This is a genomic window from Candidatus Kryptonium thompsonii, from assembly GCF_001535985.1.
GTDB lineage: Bacteria > Bacteroidota > Ignavibacteria > Kryptoniales > Kryptoniaceae > Kryptonium > Kryptonium thompsonii.
This window is the reverse complement of record NZ_CZVS01000032.1, coordinates 1-23,391: the sequence shown is the minus strand read 5'-3', so window position 1 is coordinate 23,391 and position 23,391 is coordinate 1. Positions and strand designations below refer to the sequence as shown.

The following is a 23,391-nucleotide window of genomic DNA, read 5'->3' as shown; positions in this document are numbered from 1 at the left end:
CCCTCGGGCTTTCTTTTCATCCCCCCGCCATACCGTCAATTCATATCTCTCAATAAAATCTCTCACCGTTATGGCTTTATCCCCGACCTTGGCAATTGTATCATTTTTAATCTCGGATTTAAAAAAGTTCTGCGAAAACCCAATGGTAGTAAGACAGATAAGCAAGGTCAAAGCTATATTTTTCATCTTGGATAATTCCTGTCTAATTTTTTCATCCAAAAGTTAAACAAAGTAATCAAAATCTTCAAACATTTAGTTTCGTATTGATGAAAGTTGGATTTTTTTAGATGCTTGATTAAATTTAGGTTTGATTTTCAAAACAAAATCCACAAAACCACAAAAATGAAAAGGATTGGAGTATTTACAAGTGGTGGTGATGCCCCGGGAATGAATGCATGTATAAGAGCGGTCGTAAGAGCTGGGATTTATTACGGTCTTGAAGTTATCGGAATTGGTCATGGATATCAAGGAATGATAAATGGCGAATTTATACCGTTACAAGCGAGATCTGTGTCAAACATTCTCCAACGCGGTGGGACAATTCTAAAAACCGCAAGATCAGAAGAATTTATGACCAAAGAAGGCAGAGCGAAAGCCGCAAAGAATCTGAAAGAGCAAGGAATAGAAGCGCTTGTTGCAATTGGTGGCGATGGAACCTTTCGTGGCGCTGTCGCACTGTATGAAGAACACGGTATCCCATCGGTTGGAATACCTGCAACAATTGATAACGACTTATACGGAACTGATTACACGATCGGGTATGATACAGCGGTTAACACAGCGCTCGAATCAATTGATAAGATCCGAGATACAGCAGATGCGCATGATAGATTGTTTTATGTTGAGGTGATGGGAAGAACAAGTGGATTCATAGCGGTTGAAGCTGGAATCGGCGGAGGGGCTGAATATATCGCAATACCCGAGGAACAAACAGATTACGAGGAGATACGGAATGTTTTAAAGGGCTTCAGAAAAGATAAAACAAGCAGTATAATAATTGTCGCAGAAGGGGATGAGGAAGGAGGGGCATTCAAAATCGCCAAAAAAGTGAAAGAACTTTATGGATTTGATTACAGAGTTGTTATCCTTGGACATATTCAACGCGGAGGTGCTCCGAGCGCAAGGGATAGAATTCTTGCAAGTAAACTTGGCGTCGCAGCGGTTGAGGCATTGATAAATGGGAAATTTAATGTTATGGTTGGAGAGGTAAAGGGTGAAATTAAACTTACACCTCTTAAAGAAACATTTGGTAGAAAGAAAGAGCCTGATCCGTACCTTTTGAGAATTGCGAAAATTTTATCAATATGATCACAGTTTTATCTCCTTCCTCTCTCTTCCTTCAAAAACCGAAACCTTGCCACCCCCATAAATTTGAATCAATTGATACGCAACTTCAAACCCTTTCCCTACATCATTGGGGTCGTGTGCATCTGATCCAAGGGTAAGCGGAATTTCATACTCTTTAACAATTTCAAGAATCCAAATCGAAGGATAAATTTCCCCAACTTTATGCCTCAATCCAGATGTGTTAATTTCAATACACAACCCACATTCCTTCACAATTTTTAATATCTCCCTTACCAACTCCTCAAAATTTTTATCCGAACGGTGACCAAATTTCTTTATCATGTCAAAATGCCCAACAATATCAAAAATTCCAGAGGATACAAGCTTTTTCACAGTTTTATAATAGCTTTCGTAAACCTCGTTTACATCCCGTCCATCCCATTTCCACGCCTCCCTATGGCTTGCGATATTCCAATCACCAATAAAATGAAGCGAACCAATTACATAGTCAAATTTTCCGTTCAAAACAAACTCTTTGATGAAACCGATTTTCTCTTCTATAAATTCAGCCTCAATCCCAAATTTTATCTTAATTTTATCCCCGAACTCTTCAACAACCGAGTCATACCATTGCTTGTAAGTTTTAAACTCATCAACACTCATCCTATGCTCAGGGTCAAAACCATCAGGCAAAGGCATATGGTCAGAAACCCCTATCTCTTTAAAATTTTTGTTGATCGCACTCAAAACATAATCCCTAATTTCTCCACTTGCATGCCGACAAAGTCTCGTGTGTGTATGATAATCAACCATAGAAAATATCTCTATTTTTTACCAATGTAAGAACTTACAAGTCCAAGCATCTGAGAAGCAAGGTTAACCGAAATGCTCTTCTTTTTGAAAGCGACCCTTATCGTCTCTATCGCCAGCGAAGAATAAAGTGGTAAAATCTCAGGAAACTTATCTTTAAGTTCATTAAGGTGAAGTTCAAGCGTTTCCAAATCACCTCTTTCAATTGGTCCAGTGAGAGCGTTCACAACTCCAAGTTCATCAGCGTTTTTAAGCGATGCCTCCACAAGCGGGATCAAAAATTTGTCGTCGACATTTAAATTTGCTTTCCTTAAAATTTCACCGATCGCATTCAAAAGTGCGATCACATAATTAGATGCGAAGACACAGGCAATGTGATAAAGGACTTTACAAGATTTATCTATTGGAAAAATGTTCGAATCGAAATTGTAAAAAATCCACTTTGTTATGTCGTAAATCTTTTTGCTACCTTCAAGTGTGAATTTTATCTTCTTTATCTCGTCAACTGTATAATCAAAGTGCGAAACTGAATAAATAGGATGTAAAGAGCCGACCTCTGAACCACATCGATGCAAACTATCAAGGACATCACTCGTTAAAACCCCGGATGTGTGATAAACTACGAGATTTTTAAAATTTAAATTTTCAAGTTTGGAAATCTTCTCAGCAACCTCCTTAATCGCTGAATCAGATGTGGTTATAAAAATAACTTCAACTTCAGAAGGTAAATCATGAATTGATTTTGAAGCGACATCAGCCTTTACTCTTTTCAAAAACCTCTCTATTGATTCATCGCTTCTGCTTACCACAGCGATTATCCTATGCCCAAGCACCTGACTAAGAAACTTCGCCATCAAAGTTCCAACTCTCCCAGCACCAACGATAGCTATGTTGAAAGATTTAAGCGCCAACCCAAATTAACCTGCTTTAAATAGAACAGCGGACAGATAGCCAACAACACCTGTCTTATCGCCTGTGACATCCCCTGAATTGCAATAATAAAGAACTTCTGATTTATCTGCCCCAAGTTTTTTAGCTGCACGCATAACTGCGACAGTTGGACCCCCACCACACGCTTCACATATTTGCTGCTCAAGGTCGCTCATAAGCTTTTCCTCATCAAAATTCGCAACATCATCGATCACAATCTTATCAAATTTAATCGCAACTTCATAAGGATAGTAATGAGATAAATCGGTGCTTGCAACGAGAAGGACATTGCGTCCGCCTAAAACCTCACCAAGTATATCCCCAAGGCGAAAACAGTAATCCGCTTTTTGATCACCCATCACAATTGGGACAAGCTTAAAGTGGTTTAATGCTTTTTGAAGAAATGGAAGATGAACCTCAACCGCATGTTCAGTTTTATGACCGTGCGATGAAAACTCGATCAAACCATTTCCCATTCCAACAATTTTTTCAGCGATCTCAAAATCAATCTCAATCTCCCCAAGTGGTGTTTTGTAAGATTTCCCATCGTAAATTGAAATAGCATCAAAATATTCCCTATGGCTCGGTGAAACCACAACGACCGTATCATAATCCTTGCCACGAACGAAAGAATAAGCGATGGCAGCAGTTTGACCTGAATACATATAACCAGCGTGAGGTGCTATTATAGCTTTTATCTCGCCGTTAATTTCTTTATCACCAATTATATCCCTGACCCTTTCAAACATCTTTTCAATTTCCGCATTTAAAATTGATGGAACATCGGGATAAAATAAACCAGCAACCGCTGGAAATCTTACCTTTTCTTTTATCATACACCCTCCCCTGTTTTTTGTTTAAAATCGCTCTCTTTAAAAACAATTGCAGTGAATATGTAAATTTCAGTTTCTTTATCCTTCCAACAATCGGGTGGTAAACCAGCCTTCAAACATGTATGCTCAAGAAATTCTTCCCTTGTTAAGTTATGTTCAATCGCAACTTGTGGCAAAAGCAAGCCACGACGCCAACCTCTTTTTATCATTATCCCATTTTCTCCAACCTTTATCTCATCAACTGATTTAACACGAGTTAAGGGGGATAAAACTGATATTTCAATTTCGATCTTGTCAAGCTCATAAGGTTCGACTGGGGGAAATCGCGGATCCTCGAGCGCAGATTTAGCTGCTACCTCATTAACAGTTTCAGCAAGCGATTTCACCGGCTCAACATAACCGATGCATCCCCTCAAACTGTCGTTAATCGTTATCGTCACGAAAGCTCCACATGGAGTTTTAAGATTTTCGGTCTTCGGTTCAACCTCAGGAAGCCCTTCCCCATTAACAGTGCTTGTAATCGAGTTGCGAGCAATTCGCAAAAGTTCAATTTTTTCTTCATCGGTGAGGTTCACTGCCTTCACACCTCTAAATTATAAACTCATCGAAAGAAAACTAAGAAAAATTACCAAATTTTTCAACTTAACCCTGACAATCCAACTCAATAACCTCCCCCTCAGAAAAATTCTTTGGCTTCAGATATGGTTATTCTATGAAATAGCAGCTGAATTTACTTGAAAACGCATTCAAAATTTTTTCTTTTTCACCGACTTTTTCAAAAAATCCAAAAACAGCTGAACCACTCCCCGACATCAGTGAAAAAACCGCCCCGATTTCGTAAAGTTTTTCTTTTACATCAGCAACAATCGGATGATATCGGAAGACAACATCCTCAAGATCATTTTTGACAAGTTCCCTCAACTTATCTGGTTTATCGATGTTTTCAACGACTATCTTTTTTAAACTTTCCTCCCCATCGTGACTTCTTAAATTTAAATTCCCATAAACCCATGAAGTTGAGACCTTAACATTAGGATAAACGATGACAATTTTATATGGCACTTTAACCTCAATTGGTTCAATGATTTCCCCACGCCCCGTGGCATAAGCTGTGCCCCCCTTGATGAAAAATGGAACATCGGAACCAATTAAACTGCCAAGTTCACTTAGTAAATCATCATCCGCACCGACACCAAATAAAATGTTAAGCCCTTTCAAAACCGCAGCGGAATTACTGCTACCCCCACCAAGCCCAGCTCCAACGGGGATTCTTTTTTTAAGGTAAATCCTTACACCGCTATGAATTCCAAAACTTTCAAAGAAAATTCTCACAGCCTTCAAACAAAGATTTTCAAACCCACGCGGAATCTCATTGGAGTTAGTCTCAAATTCAATTTCATCCGAGATTTCCATTTCAATTTCATCAAAAAGTTTCACCTCATGAAAAACCGTCTCTATATCATGGTAGCCATCCTCACGCTTTCTCCATACCCTCAACCCGATGTTTATCTTGCCTGGTGAAAGAAGTTTTACCCTGTCCATTTTATATCGTCAACATTTTCAATTTTGTTCGCATACCTCGCAAGCACAAACAAAAGATCCGAAAGACGGTTCACAAACGGTATCACATGTTCATTTATCCTCTCTTTTTCAGAAAGCGAAACAAGTCTTCTCTCAGCTCGCCTGCAAACTGTTCGCGCGTGATGCAAAAGCGATGCAAGCAGAGTCCCACCAGGAAGTATGAAATTTTTCAATGGAGAAAGTTCCTTATCAATTTCATCGATCAACTTTTCAATCATCTCAATATCATCCTTTGAAATCCTCTTTACCCTTTCATTTTTAACATCTATCGGCGTTGCAAGATCAGAACCAAGAACGAAGAGAAGATTTTGAATATCGCGAATTATCCCACTGATAAATTCGTTTTTTGAAACAGCCCTTGCAATCCCAAGAATTGAATTAAATTCATCAATTGTTCCATAAGCTTCAACCCTTGCGTCATTTTTTTTAACTCTTCCACCCGCAAAAATGGAAGTTGTTCCATCATCACCTGTCCGTGTGTAAATTTTCATCTACCAATTCAATTAGTTTTATTATTTCAGTTAACTTGTTTGCTTTCTCCAGATATCCGTTGTTCTTATAAGAAAGAGCAAGATTTTCAAACATTCTCTTAACAATTACATCAGCTGTCGCTCGCTTTAAATACTTGCAATTTTGAGAATATCCAAGCTGAGAAATTAATTTTTCACAATCTGCCCTCGACATTATTTTACCGCCGTTAAACGGGTCAACATAAATTTCAAAACCATTTGATTCATACCTCACGACAAAACACCCTGGTAAATCAATGCCATAAACGGGAAGATTTGCCCTCCTTCCAACAAGGATGTAAACCAGGGAAAGCGTTATGGATATCCCCAATCGCCTGTCTATCACACGATTTATAAAGATGTTATCAGGCTCATAATAATTCTCAAAATTTCCCCTGAAGCCTTTTTCAACGAAGAAAAATTTATTCACAGCATCAATAATGTCATCAAAATTTTCCCTTGTATAAATTCTTCTCTTTAATTCAAGAGCCATCAAATCAAGCTTTTCGGAATATTCCTTGAAATTAACATCGGGATACGCAAACTTTGCAACAAGATATGCCCCTCTTTCAATATCCCTTTCAGCATCTTTAAAATATGCGACAACTTCCTCAAGATAACCTCTATATTTTATAACATCCACAATTTCATCAAGCAAATTTTTAAGATTTCCACCAATTGTTTCACGCAAGTTCAAAAGCACAGGAAGTGCCTCTACTCCAGAGTTTATTAACTTTTCATAAGCAGTCTTTGAAATAAAAACATCCTCATCATCAAGAAGCTTAACAAGCGAAATTATGCGTCTTTCGAAGTTCATAGATAATGTTTTGTTAATTCATTTTTTAGATATTCAAATGCCTCGATCGGGGAATCAACAAACTTAAAAAGTTTCAAATCATCTTTATCAATTACACCATGCCCAACCATAGCATCAAAATTAATAATTTTTCTCCAATATTCGCTCCCGTAAATTAAAACAACCATCTTCTTTTTGATTTTTTTCGTCTGAAGAAGCGTTAAAACTTCAAAAAGTTCATCAAGCGTCCCATATCCACCTGGAAATATAATAAGTGCCTTGGCAGGGTAAACAAACCAAAACTTGCGCATGAAGAAATAATGAAACTCAAATATAAGTTCATCTGTGATATATGGATTTGGCTTTTGCTCGTATGGAAGGCTTATGTTAAGTCCTATACTCAAACCTTTAGCCTTATATGCTCCCTTATTTGCAGCCTCCATGATACCAGGTCCCCCACCAGAACAAACTACAAACCGATGTCCATTTGCGTCACCAAGACTTTTCGACCACTCTGTTATCAACCTCGCAAGTTCTACAGCATCCTCATAATATCTTGCCATATAAACATCGATCTCAGCCTTTGCTCTTTCCTCTATTAAACTTTGAGGCACAGGTTTTCCCTTCGACTCTAAATCTTTTATTTTCGCCTCAATCTCCCGAAGATTTGCTTTTGCTTCCTTCATTGGTTTCGTTCTCGCAGAGCCAAAGAAAACTATCGTATCAACAATTTGATATTTTTTAAACCGAGATAATGGCTCAAGATATTCAGCAAGAATTCTCAAGGCTCTCGCATCGGGGCTATTTAAAAATTTTAAATTCTTGTACGCCTTCACAGGCTGTCTGTCCTCGCTTAATAACTTCTCCTCTTTTTCGATCTCCTCTTTTGGCATATCAAATTAAGTTTTTGTTTATAAAATTGATCTTCCACCATCAACTGGGATGACCTGCCCAGTTATGTAATCTCCCTTGGTAGCAAGGAACACAACTATTTCTGTTATATCCGAAGGTTTACCATATCTTTTCAACGGGATCTTATGTTCAGGTATGTGCTTTATTTCGCCAGATTCCTCCCCCGGAATTATTATAGTGCCCGGGGCAATCGCATTCACAGTTATATACGGAGCAAGCGCCTTCGCCATAGCTTTCGTCAACATTATCAAACCCGCCTTCGCAACATTATAGGCTATATGCTCCGTCCAAACTTGCAAACCACCAAGCGAAGCGATGTTTATTATTTTACCCTTCTTCCTCTCAAGCATGAACTTAACAACCTCTCTTGAACATAAAAATTGACCTTTCAAGTTAGTATTAATCACATAATCCCAAAGTTCGTCAGATATCTCCCAAAACTTAACAGGCTTTGGAAAAATCGCTGCGTTATTCACAAGCACATCTATTTGCCCAAACTTTTCAATTGCTTTCTCAACCATCCTCTTCACTTGTGATCCTTTCGTTATATCAGCTTTAATTACAATCGCATCTCTTCCAAGTTCCCTTATCCTGCTCAAAGTTTTCATCGCTTCATCCCTTGATCTATTATAATTTACGACTATATCAAAGCCCGACTCAGCAAGAGCAATGGCGATTTGCCTTCCTAATCTTCTTCCAGAACCAGTTACAAGAGCGACTTTCTTCTCCATTTTTCCGTCACTTTTTCTTTAACCTTAAAATTTTGAAACCAACAAATCAACAATTTTTTCAAGATAAACTTTATCAACCTCATCAAAATTATTTAACTCATAACTATCAATATCAAGCACGCCAAGCACTTCTCCATCTTTAATTATTGGAACAACTATCTCGGATTTTGAATCGGGATCACAATAAATATGTCCCGGAAATTTCTCAACATCAGGAACAATTATAGTTTTCTTCTCCAAAGCAGAAGTCCCACATACGCCCGACCCAATTTTTATCCTCGTGCAGGCAAGTTTACCTTGAAATGGTCCAAGGACAAGCTCATTCCCTTTCATCAAATAAAATCCAACCCATGAAAAAGATGGGAACGCTTGCTTTAATACAGATGTGACATTGGCAAGATTTGCGATTAAATCCGGTTCATCAGCAATTAGCGATTTTATCTGCGGTAAAAGTTCTGAGTATATTTCTTCCTTTGTCTCTCCTTTTATAACTATTTGCTCCATCTTTTAAACGCTCAGATTTATTTTTAATTAAATTGAAAACGGTGGGATGACAATCATCGCAGATGAAACTTCACCATCATATCTAATTTCTACTTTCTCCCCCTGAACAGCATGATTTATTTTAATATAGCCAAGGGCAATCAACCTTTGAAAACCATAAGAATAAACTAAGCTGGTTATCTTGCCAACCGCTTCATCATTAACATATACCTGAGCCCCCTCTCTAACTTTTCCTTTACCCCTATCCCTTTCCATTATAAATCCGACCAATTTCTTCTGCAATTTATTATAAGAGTCAATTCTCGCCAAAACCTCCTGCCCAATATAACATCCCTTTGTAAAACTAACATATTTACCCAAATTCGCCTCAAGTGGATTGTAATCCTGTGTTATCTCTTTTCCATAAGCTGGAAAACCCGCTTCAATTCTCAACATCTCTAAAATTTCACGTCCAATTGGCATTGCACCCCCTGAATATAACAATTTCCACATCTCAACAGAAAGATCATTTTTGAATATCAAATTATATCCTGGAATTAAAAATTCATTCGTTCTTGCTAAAACAACCTCACTATCAAACGCAAAACCACGAACGAAGTTATGAATTGGCATCTTTGATATATCTGTGAAATGTCTATGGTCAACCTTAAAATTAGGCTCAATGATTTCATGAATGTTATGACCATATGCAGAAATAATCGCATAATCGTCGGTCACATCTTCAAGTCTCACATCATCCGTGATGACCAACTTATCAATCCAACTTTTTACCTTTTCTAATGCTTCATAACTTAACAGAGCAAGGACCTCTTGATAATCTTCCCTGGACTCAAAAACATAAATAATCAACAACTCGATCATCTTCCCTTTTTCATCCGTAAGCACCGTGCCAATTCCCATCCCTGGCGAAAGCCCCCTCAAATCATTAGTTGAAATCCTGTTCAAAAAATCAATCGTGTCCTTCCCAAAAATCCGCAATTTTCCAAGATATGTTCTGTCAATTATGACATTCGATGTTTTCGCTGCTTTGTATTCATCCACAGGATTTACATAATGCTTCGGCAATTCCCAATCGGAATAAGAATCAAATTCAGCACCAAGATCAAGATGTATTTCATATAGTGGCGTTCTCTTCACTAAACCTTCATCTTTGAATTTTCTTAAAAAATAGCAATTTTTTGAAACTCTGTCAAGTTTATGAAGCCCCTAAAATTCACTTTAGTTTAATAGTCACCCACCAAAGAAACTGGCTCCAATCGAACCACATGCGTCCAAGGAATAAAACTTTTCTTTCTCTTCTCGATACTTGACTTTTAAATTTTGCTTCATTATATTTGTTAGGAATCCTAACAAAATTCAAAACAAAATTTACGGTGTCATCATGATTAAAAAGGCAATTTTAACGGTCGGCTTATTTGCCATTGCAGTTTTGTTTTTATTCTCAAATATCTCCGGTCAATCCAAGCCCAGTGTTCCATATCCCGAAGGATACAGGAAATGGGCTCATGTTAAATCAATGCTTATCCTGCCAGGACATCCGCTTTACGAAGCATTTGGTGGAATACATCACATATATGCGAACGATAAAGCAATGCGTGGATACAGAACTGGCAAATTTCCCGATGGTTCTGTAATTGTATTTGATCTTCTTGAAGCTAAATCTGAAAACAACACATATGTTGAAGGTGCAAGAAAAGTTGTCGGTGTGATGTATAAAGATTCCAAAAAATTTAAAAATACTGGTGGATGGGGTTTTGAAGCTTTCAAAGGCGATACAAAAGAAAGGGTTGTGAAAAATGCTGAGCAAGATTGTTTCTCATGTCATGCATCACAGGAAGCAACAGATTTTGTTTTTAGCCAGTATAGAAAGTAAATTAACGTAAAACAAAAGGCGGGGCTTTCCTGCCCCGCCTTGTAAAAAGTTAAACAAACTTAAAAATATGGCACCGGTATTTGATCCGATAGAACAAAATGAAAACATTGATTCAAAAATTATTGCAGGGCTCGAAAGAATCTCAAGAGTTTTTAGACTTCTTTTATGGGATATCGCAAAAGATGAAAATTTAAGCCCAATTCAAATTCAATTTTTGATTTTTCTTCTCTACAATAAACCCTCCCGAAGACGCATAACAGATATCGCAAATGAGTTCAACCTCACGAAAGCAACCGTAAGTGATGCAATATCTTCACTTGAAGAAAAAAATTTAATCGAAAAAGATAAAAACACGGAAGATAAGCGAAGCTATGCTATCAAACTCACCCCAAAGGGTAAAAAACTCGCAAAACAGCTTTCCATCTGGGCTGATGTTTTAAAAAACAATCTAAAAAATTTTAATCAGGAAGAGAAAGAAGCAGTTCTTAAATTCATCTTCAAACTAATCGAGTCCCTCTACGAAGCAGGAATAATCACGATACAAAGAATGTGTTTTTCATGCCTTTACTTCCAAAGGGACATTCACCCAAATCCAGAAGCCCCACATCATTGCAACTTTCTTAACAAACCACTTTCTATCGTTGAGCTTCGCCTCGATTGTGAGGACTACGCTCCGATTGAATCAAATTAAACATCTTGCTTCAAAACCAACTTAACAAAAATGTTAAGCTTTCTTCTTCAAAATCACAATATATTCATATCTCATAGTGAGATCTTTTTCACCTTTGACATTAGATGGTGAGTTTTCAATAGGCATTCTCTTATTAGATATTGCCCTTACAATTGTTTTTTGATGTTCAAAACCCTGACTTTCAAAAAAATCCGCAGAAATTTTATCTGTCGGCAGTTCTAATCCTTTTACCTTTCTATTGCCAACGACAAAACAAACAAAACCTTTCTCTCTAACTTTCTTCGCTATGATTTGGATGGATGTGTATAAATCCGCATAAAACGAAAATACCTCCTTTGCTCTCTTTTCATCTTTATCTGCGATCTTTTCTATATATTTATAAAGTAAGTCCGAAGGTAATCCTAAATTAATATCCTTAGGTTTTGCCCCAAGCGATGTTCGATCTACATTCTCCTCTAATCCCAACCATCTTAAGGATAACCTTGAAAATTGACCATAAGCCACTGTAGTTTTTGAATCCCCATAAGGCGGAGAAGTGATTACCAAATCGACGGAATTATCTTCCAATGGAATGCCATCTATTATATTCCTTTCCTCAAGTTTTAGAGAGACTTTGTGCGGTGTGAATTTATTGTAAAAATCTGTAAGTAGCCCGATATTTTTTAGAGACACTTCTCTAAAGGTTTTTACAACATCAGGAGTATCATCGTCTTTTTTTCTTATCAGCTTAAATTCTTCATACCTTGCTTTTGAAACTCTTCTTACAGTTTCTGAAAATACTACTTTAAAGAAATCCCTTACATCACTGTTTTCTATGTTAAATATTACTTGTCGTAGTTTCGACAAATTTTTTATTACATCCTCATCAAACCAATAATAAATATTTGGGAATTCCACGGTTTCAGGTTTCTGCTCTTTAAAGGTTTGCAAGATACACTCTAATGTCTCTAAAAGCGAATTGAATGGTATGGGTGTTGTTCTAACTTTTGAGATTAACACAGCCAATGGATTTATATCATAGCCAACAAAATTTCTTCCGCTAATCAAACATTCGCCAGCAACTACTCCAGAACCCATAAACGGATCTAAAACATTTTCTCCCTCATTAGAAAAATTCTTGATGATTTCCCTCACAACTAAAAAGTGAAACATAGCGGGATAAGGATGTATTCCATAGATTCCAGTGCCTGCTGGAGTATCTTTGAAATCAAAATATTCATCTCTTACTCGCTTAAAAGGCAACCTCTTTACTAACTTATTAACTTCGACATTCTTTCCTTCAGTTTCAAATAGAGCTATTTGTTTCATATTTTTCTCAGCTCCTTAGGTAAATCAGATAATTTTCTAATCCAAGGCATTTTTTTAAAGGCTCTGTTTTTCAATAGTTCATCTCTAACAAATGCGATTAGCCCTTTCTGATTTATTTCGTTAGCTTTGCTTTCTGGCAAATTTTCATCTATTGTTATAAGGTAGATTCTTTGATTTGGTCGAGCTTGCGGAACTTCTTGTTTCCATCTTTCTCTCAATGTTCGTTTACAAGTTAAAAATATTGCTCTATCGGGAGTTTTAGTAGCAATCTCCACAGATGGTATTACTATATCAATCCGTCTTAACTCCTCTCTTGCTTTTCCTTTTGGGATTTCACATTTAATATCTATAAAATTTAAGAGTTTTAAAAGCACTTTTTCAAAAGTTTTACCGCCCCTTGCCTTTCTCATGTTACCTAAAACCTTCTCAAAATTTTGAACCAAAACACCAAATTCTACAAAAATTTCACTTGCCTTTTCTATAAACCTATCCCACCCATCCTGAGCAACAATTTTCTCTAACCTTTCCTTAATCTCTTTCTTTTGTAAACTTATCCAAGATTTTGCAAGTTTCTCTAAAGCCTTTCTCTCATAGTTTCTGAATATCTCTGTTGCCTTTTCATCAAACATTACCAATACTTTTCCAAAATTATTTCTTACAAAAGATTTATTTAACCCCAGATCATCCCATGTCTCGTTGAGAATACGGTTAACAGATGGAATTTCACTTTTTGCTGTTTCAATGAGCTTTTCCATCAAAAATTTTTTCTCCTGTTCACTTACTTTTTATCGTTTGTTAACATCATTTTAACGAAAAACAAGCAAAAAATCAATTGGTTTTAGTAGTTGCGCAACTCTTCTCCAACACTGATTCTTATCTCCTACAGACTAAACTTTCCAAACTTTTAGTTGAACTTTTCAAAATTTTGAGTTAACATTATACAAAGAAAACAAAAAATACCGCTTGACATGAAAAGAGTTAGATTTTTAACCATCGTAATTCTAATCCTAACTATTACAATTTCAGCATCTGCGCAAAAGAAGCTCACACTTGAGGACATTTTTAAAACCTTTAAATTTAGAACCAACACCCTGATAAAGCAATGGTTATCCGACGAAGATGCCTATACCACCCTTAAATATGATTCCCTCTCAAGATCAATGGCAATTTATAAGTATGATTTAAAATCTGGCAAAGAAGAAAAAATTGTTTCTTACGCTGAACTTGACTCCCAAATTCCGAACTTCTCAAAAAATGTAAGCGCTTATTTCTTCTCACCAAATAAAAAATTTATACTTTTCACTGGCAGTCTGCCAGCCCGAAGATTGAAAACCGGTGGGAATTTCTATCTTTACGACATTCAAACAAAAACCCTAAAACAAATAACGAACACTGAGGAACCCCAAGCGATAATAAAATTCTCACCCGACAGCAGGTTTATAAGCTTCGTCAGAAATAATAACATCTTTGTTTATGAAATTTCAACTGGAAATTTTAAACAGCTCACTTTTGATGGTTCTGAGACAATCCTAAATGGACTTTTCGATTGGGTTTATGAAGAGGAATTTAGCATAATTGATGGTTATGAATGGTCCCCCGATGGAAGGCACATTGCTTTCTGGCGTCTCGACCAGTCAAAGGTTCCAGTTTTCAAACTCATTGATTATGAACCAACTTATTTAAATGTGATCGATCAGCGTTATCCCTACGCAGGTTATCCAAATTCAACTGTTAAAATTGGAATCGTTAATGTTCAAACTGGCGACATCAAATATATTGATTTTGGAGATGAAGATATTTACATACCAAGGGTCAATTGGACGAGAAACCCAGATATTTTATCCTACCAGAAACTTAACAGATTACAAAACAAACTTGAACTTATATTTTATAACATCAAAACTGGCGAGCAAAAATTAATTTTAACAGAGGAATCAAACACATGGGTTGATGTTCATGATTATTTGACTTTTCTCAAAGATGGTAGACACTTCATCTGGGCAAGCGAGAGAGACGGATGGCTTCATCTTTACCTTTACAGAATCGATGGGAAATTAATAAATCAAATAACAGAGGGGACATTTGAGATCGACCAACTTTGCTTTGTTGATGAAAAGAATAGAAAAATTTACTATACATCAACTGAGGTCTCACCCCTTGAGAGACATCTTTATGTAATCGATTTCAAGGGCTTAAACAAAAAGAAGTTATCCGTTGAGGCTGGCTGGCACAATGTTGACTTCTCTCCTTCGGGAAGTTTCTACATCGACAATCATTCAACGATAACGAGACCACCGAAGTGGAAACTTTATAGCTATACTGGAAAATTTATCCGAACACTTGTGGACAATCCAGACGATATTCTTGCAGGTTATGATAAAGGAGAAGTCACATTTGAAGTTGTTGAAACAAGCGATGGTGTGAAACTAAATGCATGGATGATAAAACCCGCAAACTTTGATTCAACCCGAAAATATCCTGTGCTTTTCTATGTTTACGGCGGACCTGGAAGTCAAACAGTAAGAAATGCCTTTCTTGGAAACTATGCTTGGTATCAATATCTTGCACAGAATGGATATATAATTTTCAGTGTCGATGGGCGTGGCACAGGAGCGAGAGGAAAATCGTTTAGAGATGTGATTTATAAAAATCTCGGATATTATGAGTCAAAAGATCAAGCTGAAGCAGCGCTCTATCTTATCAAAAAATATAAATTCGTCGACAGCTCAAGGATTGGCATCTGGGGTTGGAGCTACGGTGGATATATGTCAAGTTTAACGCTTTTTAAATTTGGAGATATTTTTAAATTAGCTGTCGCAGTGGCACCCGTGACGACATGGCGATTATACGACACCATCTACACAGAAAGATATATGCAAACCCCTGAACTAAACCCCGAAGGCTATGAGCAAAGCTCGGTATTAAAATATGCAGACACTCTAAAAGGTAAATACCTTGTGATTCATGGCACGACCGATGATAATGTACATTGGCAAAATACGATTCAACTTGTGGATAAACTTCAAAAAGCGGGAAAGCAATTTAATGTGATGTTTTATCCAAATAAGGACCACAGCATTGCGGGAAGAGACACAAGGTATCATCTATTTACCCTGATAACGAACTTCATTCTTGAAAACTTGTGATTAAAATTATTCGCTTTTCATTGCCACTTGTTTTGTTGAAACTGCATATATAAGAATGTTGGAGAAAAGCTGTAATTGTGTAGTATTATCAATTGAAGGGTTATCAAACTTGCTTAAGATTCGCATATAACCTTTATTTGAGAAAACAACGATTATTCTCTTTTGCCAAAAGAGAGCCTCAAGATAGTTGTATTTTTCTTCCCTTTCAAATTCTTTTACTTCGACTATATCATCAGCTCCAAGGGGGAGTTCCTTTATTTTCGCCCAGATTGAATAAACCGGGTGAGAAAGAAAAATTTTCTCGATATAGCTCCCCTCAAATTTTGCTTTTATTTTATCAAGCAAATCCCTTGCACCAATGTTAAATTGACTCGATTTTGAATGATTTAGATCATCAATTAAAATTATGCCCCCATTTCTTATACATGCGGCGAAGTTATCGACCGCAACAGGGGAAAACTGAGGTTTCACCACCCCACCGCTCACAACGACAAGATCTGATTTAGCAACGCTCGGCGACTCAGCCCTTCCACTCTCAAGCGTAACCTTTAACCCCTCTTTTTTATTCAGAAATTCAACAAGATTTTTTAATCCAAGTTCAACTATTTCTTCGCCATCTCCCCCGTACTTAACTTGGAAAATTTTTATTTCCCTATCTTTTATCGTTTTTAAGTCAACCCCATCCCCACCTGCGGCGATAACCTTAGTTGCCTCTGTAACTCTTCGAATTACAGGAACCCGTTTAAAGTAAAAGTTAATATCTATGAAATCGCTCGGCACGTTATTTTCATCATATCCAACTATGAAATTTTTCAAGACAACCTTTATTCGTTCAACTCCTTCTGACAATGGATCAAAGACAACTAACCCCTCCCTGCTGTCACCTTTATACAAAGGTCTCCCATAAGTTAACATCGTTCTTCTCGCTATTCCCATCCTCGCTTCAAAAACATCTTCATCAATTCCCGTCGATCCCTTCCTCGCACGGTAATATTCCTCCAAGCTATGAAACTTACTTGTCTTTGCTTCAAGCCCATAGGCAATAAATCTATCACCCCGGTCACTTAACAAAATCGCATTTTCTGGATCAAAATTTATTTTGGGTGCAGCGTAGTTATATATTGAAACCTTAAAGACAGTAAATCGATTCGGCGTATAACCTAGCTCAGGATCAACCCAATCGCCATAAGTGTAGGGATTCGTAGAGTAAATTCCACCCTTGGATTCTTCGGGAAACTCAAAATTGTTAAGCTGATAATCGCTCATATATTTAATTTCAACTTTAAAAGTGCCTTTATCGAAGACGATGGTCATCGAATCTTTGCCAATGTAGTAGCTCGTATCCCCTGCCGTTTTCATCATCTCTATATCGGGAACGATCTCATATTCAATTTTTTGCGGAGGGAAAAAGAGGAAACGATAAACATTATCACAACCGTTTAAGATGAGAAACAATAAAAAGAGAGGAAGAATCTTTTTCATCTCGTGAGCAAATTTATTTTTCACTGACAAATTCAAATCTAAAATCAATCGATTTAACTTTTTCATTGTCCTTATAAATGTTTACCTCCGGCAAAATGAAGAGCAACCATCGGACCTTTTCAGCTGGCTTCCTGAAAACAACTAATCCCTTTCTAACAACACCAGGATATATTTTTTCATCACGAAGTAAAATATCCTTCAAAAATTTTTTGTTCAATTCAGCTCTCCTTTGGCTCGACAGCAAATACCCTGCGAGAAATGGATCATAAATGGTGTATGGATTTATATATCTCATCGGATATGGAATTGATTCAGTTTGAATTATATCATCAACCTCAAGAGCTCGAAACTGATTTCGCTTATCGTCCAACAAAACACTGGCGGATGGCTTTATTTCTACTTTATCAGAGCGCAAATTCTCAATGGCGACGCTTAAAACAATGTAAGGAATTTTTCCAAAATCATCTTCAAATGGGCTTGGGATATTTTGTGGTGCTATTTGATTTCCGAACACATCGTAATAGTTTCCATATTCTTGGAGATGAATGTATTCATTATATGCTGAAAGAATTTCGGAGTTATCCTCTTGGGCATAATTTATGTATTCATCCTTCAAAATTTTCTCAAAATCCTTTTTATCATATCTCTTGCCCGCAGCTATTTTTCTTATCTCAGCTGGGGTAAGAAACTTGACACTTACTTTGATGCTATCTTTTATAACCGTTGCAAGCGTCTCAGCCACATTATAGTTGCTTACTTCGTATGGTTTAACCTGCTCGTCATAATTTTCACTCAAGAAATAGGCGCATCCCCATAAAAACAGACCAAATGCAAAGGATAAAAATTTAAACTTCATTTTAAATCGCCTCCACAAAAAAGAATTTTTAAGTTTTTAAATGCTTATTGTTGCATCACAACTTTCTCTTTATTCTTTGCAACAATGCCACCAGGTTGATTCATTGCGAAGATAAGTATATTCAAACCCATTTGCAACTGTCTCGTGTTATCAAGCGGTGGAGTTGAATATGGCCAATCTCCCCACGCTTGGGTATAGCCGCGATTTGAAAGGACCACCGCAAGTCTCCCACCAAGCCAAATTCCCTCAAGATAGTTGTAAATTTCACGAGCTGGTCTTCTTGAATCAACCCTTGCAAGATCATCACCAGCCGGCGGACCATCAAAATCTTTCCAAATGTGATAAATTGGATGACTGTTAGGAATCCTCTCCCACACGGCATCATAGCCAAGGGCATCTTGGATCAACTGTTTTACAGATCTGGTAAATGGTCCATAAGCAGATGCAAGCCCATCATCAATGAATAAGAAACCACCGGAGCGAAGATATTTAGCTAAGTTCTCGACCTCGTTTTTTGTGTAAATCACTTCACCATCATAGCCCATCATTATAAGAATTGGAACATCCATAATATTTTTTGAATCGAGACGAATTGAACCCATGAGATTAAGTTGAAGGTTAGGCAGAACCTCCATAGCGTATCTTTGAAGATTCTGTAAAGCAGATGGTCTATAATTCCACATTGGTTCACCATTTGGAGCTGATTTACTGCTCCTATATTGCACTTGATAGACATTTAAAAATCCTCTCCAATCCTCTTTACTTCTGCCACGCTCAAGCCAACCCTCAAATCTGTCCATGAAGTTCGTATAACTTATCAACTCTTCCTGTAAACTTTTTATCGTTCTTCCAGAATGTCTGGTGTCCATTATATCATAGTTTAAACTTGGTCCCGTTAACATAGCAGGAGGACTGTAGGTTCTTTCCACATATTCCCCTGGTCTGGCAAGCGAGGCAAGAGCTGTCCCTCCATGGACAGTGGCAGTTGTCATAGAACGAGCAGACATTCGAGGTTTTTGAGGAGACACAAATCTTTGAATAACGCGTTCAACTATTGTCGGCATCTTCCTGAACTCAATACTTTTCGTCAAACGCGGCGGTTTTTGAATAAACTTTACAGTCGTCGGCGGTCGCTTAATCTCTTTCTTTTCTGGAAGCTTCATATTTAAAATTACAGGAATGCTATGGATAAAAAATGCAACAATTAAAAATTTTAACAACGCCTTACGATTTTCATATATAAACCGCGCTATCTTGTCACTGAGTTCAACTCCAGGTATTTTGTAGTTCGTCTCTCGCATTTTAAATCATTTAACTTGGATTTCCTCTTCTTCTTTCTCCGTGGCTATTGCAAGTTGATCAATTCCACATAACTTTGCAATGTCCATAACTTTCACAACTATACCATGTAGCGTCTTTTTATCAGCTTTGATTATCAAAACCTTGCTTCCAAATATCTCTTTATCCTTGAGCATCTCCTCCTGCAAGTTGTCGAATGTAACTCTCCTTCCATTTAAATCCATCTCTCCATTTGAAGAGATAACTATCGTTAAATCCTTCTCCGGCGGAGCATCAGAAGATGCCGCGGTTGGAAGGTCAACTTTTAAACCACTTTGAACAGCAAACACAGTTGTCACCATGAAAAATATCAAAAGCTGGAAAACACAATCAATCATCGGTGTTAAGTTAATATCAACTGAATAATCACTATTTTTGCTTTTTTTCTTCATTTCTGGTTCATCATTCTTTTTTAACCTTTAAACTTTTAATAACCTCATCCTCAATAGCCCGCGCTTCCTCATCCGAAATATCAAGTTCGATTCTTTTACGCCTCAGATATTCGCCTCCTTCCTCAGTTAAACTTCCATTTCTGTAAACGCTTGCAACGATCGCCCTATAAGACTCTATTCTACCATGTTCATGAAGCAATGTATTGACGAAATGATTTTCAAATGGCTCAAGATGTTTAGTGATTTTTTCAGCCCTTCTTCTCAAAAAGCTATATCCAAGAACAGATGGTATCGCAACAGTTAAACCAGCAGCCGTGGTTAAAAGTGCAACCGATATCCCATGGGCTACAACAGCTGGATCTCCACGTCCACCTTTTGCAAGTTCATCAAAAGACATTATCATTCCAATAATAGTCCCGAAAAGTCCAAGCAATGTTGCAACATTTGCAATTGTAGCAACTATTGGCAAAAACTCTTCAAGATAATCACTCGTCGAATCAACCGCAGTATCCATCAACTCCTGTCGCATATCGTTTATAGAGCGATTCTCTTGGAGTAAAAACTCGTATCTTTTCAAAACCGATAGAAACACAAATGAAAGTGCATTTTTTTTGTTCTCAAAATATTTAACAACCGGTTCAATCTTTTTGTTTGTCCTTAAAATCTCCTCAACTTCTTCCAGCATTTGTGCTATTTTTTTATCCTTCGGGATTTTTAGATATCTGTAAATTCGTTCAATAATTATTCCCATTGAAATTACAGAAAAGATAAAAAGCGGGACCATAATGTATGGTCCACCCTTTATAATTATGTCAACAAGCCAGTTATCCCAAAGCCAGGACCACCACGATTTCTGCTGAATTAAAAGAATCATAAAATCATCGCCCAATTTTGTTTTTCAAAAATTAAAGTTGCTCTTTATCCATTCAAGATGTTCCCTTGCGAAAATAACAGCAGCCCGAGCATTATCATCGCTTGAATTTTCATAATCTCGGATTATTTCTTGATACATCTTCGCCGCCGTTCTCCAATCTCCAAGTTGCTCATAAGCAGCCGCTATATTAACCCGACACCCAACGACGATATCAGAATCTGGATATTTCTGCCATATCTTCGTCAACTCTTCAATCGCCCGACGATAATCCTTGTTGTCAAAATATCTCATCGCCTCTTGATACTCAGCATAAACATTTATAAGTTTTAAATCTTTAATAAGTTGCCTTGCCTCACCTACTTTTTCATGCTCGGGATACAACATCACAAACTCCTCATATGCCTGTTGAGCCTTCTGATAGTCTTTCAAGTTATAATAATAATCCCCGATCGTAAAAAGAGCGATCGGGGCATATTCACTTTTAGGATAGCGTTTTGCAAGTTGTTTAAAAGATTCAACCATTTGCTCGGGTTTTTGAAGCTCATAATAGCACCAACCTTCGCTGTAAAGAGCCATTGGAGCAAGCTCATCGTTTGGGAACATCCTATAAACATTGCTATACTCACGAATTGCCTCCTCATATTTGCCCATGTTATAGTAAGATTCACCAATGTTAAAATAAGCCTCAGGGGTTAACTCATCCTTTGGAAACTCTTTAACAAACCTTCTAAAATACATTGCTGACTTGTCCCAGTATCCAAGTCTAAAATACGAATAGGAAAGGAAGAAAAGAGCATCTTTATAGTTTTGTGAATTTGGGAAAAGTTTTAAGAATCTATCAAAAATCTCAATCGCATTTTCATACTCGCCCTTATCGTAGTAAACTGCCCCAGTTGAGAAGAAGGCATCTTGGATAAATTTTGAATTAGGAAACTTTTCAGCAGCCTTCGAAAGAATACTCAGCGCCTTATTGAATTCACCGAGTTCCCTATGTGAATTAGCAAGCACATAAGTTGCCTTTGAAAAAATTAACTCGTCCGAAACATCGCTTTGAAAAACATCATTTGCAAATCTTATCGCATTTTTATAATCTTTCGCTTCAAAATATGCTTCAGCAAGCACAGCGGTGTATCTAATCTTTTCTGTAAACTCAACCGTTTCACCGACCAACTTTGAAATAAAACTTATCCCCTTCTCAATCTGACCAATTTTAATGTACGAAATCGCCAACTTCTCGTTTACCTGGGGAATAAGTTGAGAAAGATCAGCTATAAATCTCTTGTTCGAGATGCAATTTTCAAAATCAGTTGTTGCTTCCTTATATCGTTCGAGTTGATAGTAAAGCGAGCCACGAGCATAAATTGATTGAAGTTTAAGTATCTCGTTAGCCTTCGGGTCATCTATGACAAGTGTTAACTCATCAATAGCATCCTTGTATTTCCCCTGTCCAATGTAGATATCCGCAAGCGAGAAATGAACTTCAGGAATGAAATAGATGCTGTCTTTTAAAGATTCAGCGGTTCTAAAAATATCCTTGATAAATTTTTCTCCCTCGGCAAATTTGTTTTGTAAACTAAATGATTTTGATACCTTTATAAAAGCAGGCAAGTAAAAACTTGAACCAGGTGTAATTTTAGCGAAAATATCCAATAGGCTATCATATCTTTGGGTATCAAAATAGGTCAAAAGGATATAGTAATAAACCTCATCCTTGTTTAAACCAGCTGGGTTCTCAGCAAGTATTTCATTAAATTCACTTAAAGCGTTTTCATATCGTTTCCACTCATAATATGTTCTCCCAAGTTGAACACATGCTGGCGCATATTGTGGAGAATTTTTGTATTGTGTCTTTATAACAACAAATGAACTCTCCGCCGATGCATACTCTCCCACTGCAAGATGCGAAATCCCCTTGAAAAAGAGCATATCTGGGATGTAATTAGAACCTGGAAATTTTATCAAGAAAGAATCACACTCTGAGATTGTTTCTCTATATTTTTTTGCATTGTAAAGACATATAATTTTTGAATAAGTTGCATCTTCAACAGGAAAATCAATTAAGAACGCAACTTCACCATATGCTTTAATATAAAGGTCATATTCACTTGCTGCCCTATCATAGCGAAGCGAGTCTTGATATGTCTTCGCAATTAAATATTGCATTTTTGCCTGCAATTGCTTATTCTCAAAGCTTCTATCAATTGCCTCCCTATAAATTGAAATTCCAGCTTCAAGCCCTTTCTTCTCAAGCGTATATTGAGCCATTTTTATATATGCGGTTTCAATTAAGCTTGGCAAAAGAGTGTATGTTGCTATAACATTTCGGTATGATTTTATCGCCTCATCAAAGTTATCCATCATTTTATAGCAATCAGCAATCCTTAAATTTGATTTTGCAACAATTTCAAGCGGAGTTTCTTCCCCTTCTCGTCCAGTTATAGCTTCAAAAACTTTTCTTTCCCTTACAGCTTTCAACTCGATTTTTTCAAATTCTTCCCTTTTAAAACTCTCAGGTTTAAATTTATCAACGATATCTTT

The 23,391-nt window shown here is 37.1% G+C and carries 24 protein-coding genes; 4 read left to right on the top strand and 20 right to left on the bottom strand.

The genetic code is table 11. The annotated features are described in order from the left end of the window. A partial coding sequence (locus AWW78_RS05525) for a SurA N-terminal domain-containing protein (RefSeq protein WP_047134536.1) occupies nucleotides 1-186 on the bottom strand: 186 nt, incomplete at its 3' end. Nucleotides 187-342: 156 nt separating this feature from the next. Here AWW78_RS05525 and pfkA point away from each other — a divergent pair. Continuing rightward, complete coding sequence (gene pfkA, locus AWW78_RS05520; RefSeq protein WP_047134535.1) at nucleotides 343-1,308, top strand: 6-phosphofructokinase; 966 nt, start codon at nucleotides 343-345, stop codon at nucleotides 1,306-1,308. Here the strand turns inward: pfkA and hisJ are convergent, their stop codons facing one another. The 11 genes from hisJ to ygfZ all read right to left on the bottom strand — a co-directional run bounded on the left by hisJ (nucleotide 1,309) and on the right by ygfZ (nucleotide 10,030). Beyond that, on the bottom strand, nucleotides 1,309-2,100 hold the full coding sequence (hisJ, locus tag AWW78_RS05515) for a histidinol-phosphatase HisJ (RefSeq protein ID WP_047134534.1): 792 nt from the start codon (nucleotides 2,098-2,100) through the stop codon (nucleotides 1,309-1,311). Between the two features lie 11 nt (nucleotides 2,101-2,111). After that, nucleotides 2,112-3,008 (bottom strand): Rossmann-like and DUF2520 domain-containing protein, encoded by an 897-nt coding sequence (locus tag AWW78_RS05510; RefSeq protein WP_047134533.1) that lies wholly within the window; start codon nucleotides 3,006-3,008, stop codon nucleotides 2,112-2,114. Between the two features lie 6 nt (nucleotides 3,009-3,014). Continuing rightward, nucleotides 3,015-3,863: an AmmeMemoRadiSam system protein B gene (amrB, locus tag AWW78_RS05505; protein ID WP_047134532.1), complete on the bottom strand. Its 849-nt coding sequence runs from the start codon at nucleotides 3,861-3,863 to the stop codon at nucleotides 3,015-3,017. Next, nucleotides 3,860-4,444, bottom strand: coding sequence for an AmmeMemoRadiSam system protein A (gene amrA, locus AWW78_RS05500; RefSeq protein WP_234697352.1), 585 nt, complete (start codon nucleotides 4,442-4,444; stop codon nucleotides 3,860-3,862). The genes amrB and amrA overlap by 4 nt, the downstream gene beginning before the upstream one ends. Before the next feature lie 121 nt (nucleotides 4,445-4,565). After that, nucleotides 4,566-5,402, bottom strand: coding sequence for a 4-(cytidine 5'-diphospho)-2-C-methyl-D-erythritol kinase (ispE, locus tag AWW78_RS05495; protein ID WP_047134530.1), 837 nt, complete (start codon nucleotides 5,400-5,402; stop codon nucleotides 4,566-4,568). Beyond that, entirely contained in the window at nucleotides 5,390-5,932 is a 543-nt protein-coding gene (locus AWW78_RS05490; protein WP_047134529.1) for a cob(I)yrinic acid a,c-diamide adenosyltransferase, read from the bottom strand. Before AWW78_RS05490 ends, ispE begins: the two co-directional genes overlap by 13 nt. Beyond that, nucleotides 5,907-6,767, bottom strand: coding sequence for a SirB1 family protein (locus AWW78_RS05485; RefSeq protein WP_047134528.1), 861 nt, complete (start codon nucleotides 6,765-6,767; stop codon nucleotides 5,907-5,909). Before AWW78_RS05485 ends, AWW78_RS05490 begins: the two co-directional genes overlap by 26 nt. After that, nucleotides 6,764-7,639, bottom strand: a complete 876-nt coding sequence (locus tag AWW78_RS05480) for an LOG family protein (RefSeq protein WP_047134527.1) — start codon at nucleotides 7,637-7,639, stop codon at nucleotides 6,764-6,766. Before AWW78_RS05480 ends, AWW78_RS05485 begins: the two co-directional genes overlap by 4 nt. 18 nt (nucleotides 7,640-7,657) lie before the next feature. Continuing rightward, a complete protein-coding gene (locus tag AWW78_RS05475; protein ID WP_047134526.1) occupies nucleotides 7,658-8,389 on the bottom strand; it encodes an SDR family NAD(P)-dependent oxidoreductase in 732 nt (243 codons plus the stop codon). A gap of 24 nt (nucleotides 8,390-8,413) precedes the next feature. After that, nucleotides 8,414-8,893: a GAF domain-containing protein gene (locus AWW78_RS05470; RefSeq protein WP_047134525.1), complete on the bottom strand. Its 480-nt coding sequence runs from the start codon at nucleotides 8,891-8,893 to the stop codon at nucleotides 8,414-8,416. Between the two features lie 27 nt (nucleotides 8,894-8,920). After that, nucleotides 8,921-10,030 carry a CAF17-like 4Fe-4S cluster assembly/insertion protein YgfZ gene (gene ygfZ / locus AWW78_RS05465; RefSeq protein ID WP_047134524.1) on the bottom strand — a complete coding sequence of 370 codons (1,110 nt, stop codon included), beginning with the start codon at nucleotides 10,028-10,030 and terminating at the stop codon, nucleotides 8,921-8,923. Nucleotides 10,031-10,274: 244 nt separating this feature from the next. On the opposite strand from ygfZ, the gene AWW78_RS05460 reads away from it, so the two are divergent. Then, complete coding sequence (locus tag AWW78_RS05460) at nucleotides 10,275-10,766, top strand: cytochrome P460 family protein (RefSeq protein ID WP_047134523.1); 492 nt, start codon at nucleotides 10,275-10,277, stop codon at nucleotides 10,764-10,766. Between the two features lie 67 nt (nucleotides 10,767-10,833). Next, entirely contained in the window at nucleotides 10,834-11,457 is a 624-nt protein-coding gene (locus tag AWW78_RS05455; RefSeq protein ID WP_047134522.1) for a MarR family winged helix-turn-helix transcriptional regulator, read from the top strand. A gap of 33 nt (nucleotides 11,458-11,490) precedes the next feature. On the opposite strand, the gene AWW78_RS05450 is transcribed toward AWW78_RS05455, so the two are convergent. Beyond that, nucleotides 11,491-12,765: a DNA methyltransferase gene (locus AWW78_RS05450; protein ID WP_082349195.1), complete on the bottom strand. Its 1,275-nt coding sequence runs from the start codon at nucleotides 12,763-12,765 to the stop codon at nucleotides 11,491-11,493. Next, complete coding sequence (locus AWW78_RS05445) at nucleotides 12,762-13,520, bottom strand: type II restriction endonuclease (RefSeq protein WP_047134521.1); 759 nt, start codon at nucleotides 13,518-13,520, stop codon at nucleotides 12,762-12,764. The genes AWW78_RS05450 and AWW78_RS05445 overlap by 4 nt, the downstream gene beginning before the upstream one ends. Before the next feature lie 213 nt (nucleotides 13,521-13,733). Here AWW78_RS05445 and AWW78_RS05440 point away from each other — a divergent pair, with 213 nt between their 5' ends. Next, the gene (locus tag AWW78_RS05440; protein WP_047134520.1) at nucleotides 13,734-15,911 is read left to right on the top strand and encodes a S9 family peptidase; all 2,178 of its coding nucleotides are present in this window, start codon (nucleotides 13,734-13,736) and stop codon (nucleotides 15,909-15,911) included. A gap of 6 nt (nucleotides 15,912-15,917) precedes the next feature. Here the strand turns inward: AWW78_RS05440 and AWW78_RS05435 are convergent, their stop codons facing one another. From AWW78_RS05435 to AWW78_RS05410, 6 genes are all read right to left on the bottom strand, one after another. Then, nucleotides 15,918-17,393, bottom strand: coding sequence for a DUF4159 domain-containing protein (locus AWW78_RS05435; RefSeq protein WP_159420970.1), 1,476 nt, complete (start codon nucleotides 17,391-17,393; stop codon nucleotides 15,918-15,920). 13 nt (nucleotides 17,394-17,406) lie between these two features. Continuing rightward, nucleotides 17,407-18,249 (bottom strand): hypothetical protein, encoded by an 843-nt coding sequence (locus AWW78_RS05430; RefSeq protein ID WP_047134518.1) that lies wholly within the window; start codon nucleotides 18,247-18,249, stop codon nucleotides 17,407-17,409. Nucleotides 18,250-18,293: 44 nt separating this feature from the next. After that, complete coding sequence (locus AWW78_RS05425) at nucleotides 18,294-19,550, bottom strand: DUF4159 domain-containing protein (RefSeq protein WP_047134517.1); 1,257 nt, start codon at nucleotides 19,548-19,550, stop codon at nucleotides 18,294-18,296. A gap of 6 nt (nucleotides 19,551-19,556) precedes the next feature. Continuing rightward, nucleotides 19,557-19,979, bottom strand: coding sequence for an ExbD/TolR family protein (locus AWW78_RS05420; RefSeq protein WP_047134516.1), 423 nt, complete (start codon nucleotides 19,977-19,979; stop codon nucleotides 19,557-19,559). A gap of 10 nt (nucleotides 19,980-19,989) precedes the next feature. Beyond that, nucleotides 19,990-20,853, bottom strand: coding sequence for a MotA/TolQ/ExbB proton channel family protein (locus AWW78_RS05415; RefSeq protein WP_047134515.1), 864 nt, complete (start codon nucleotides 20,851-20,853; stop codon nucleotides 19,990-19,992). 24 nt (nucleotides 20,854-20,877) lie between these two features. Continuing rightward, the coding region (locus AWW78_RS05410; protein WP_047134514.1) for a tetratricopeptide repeat protein at nucleotides 20,878-23,391 on the bottom strand (2,514 nt) is incomplete at its 5' end.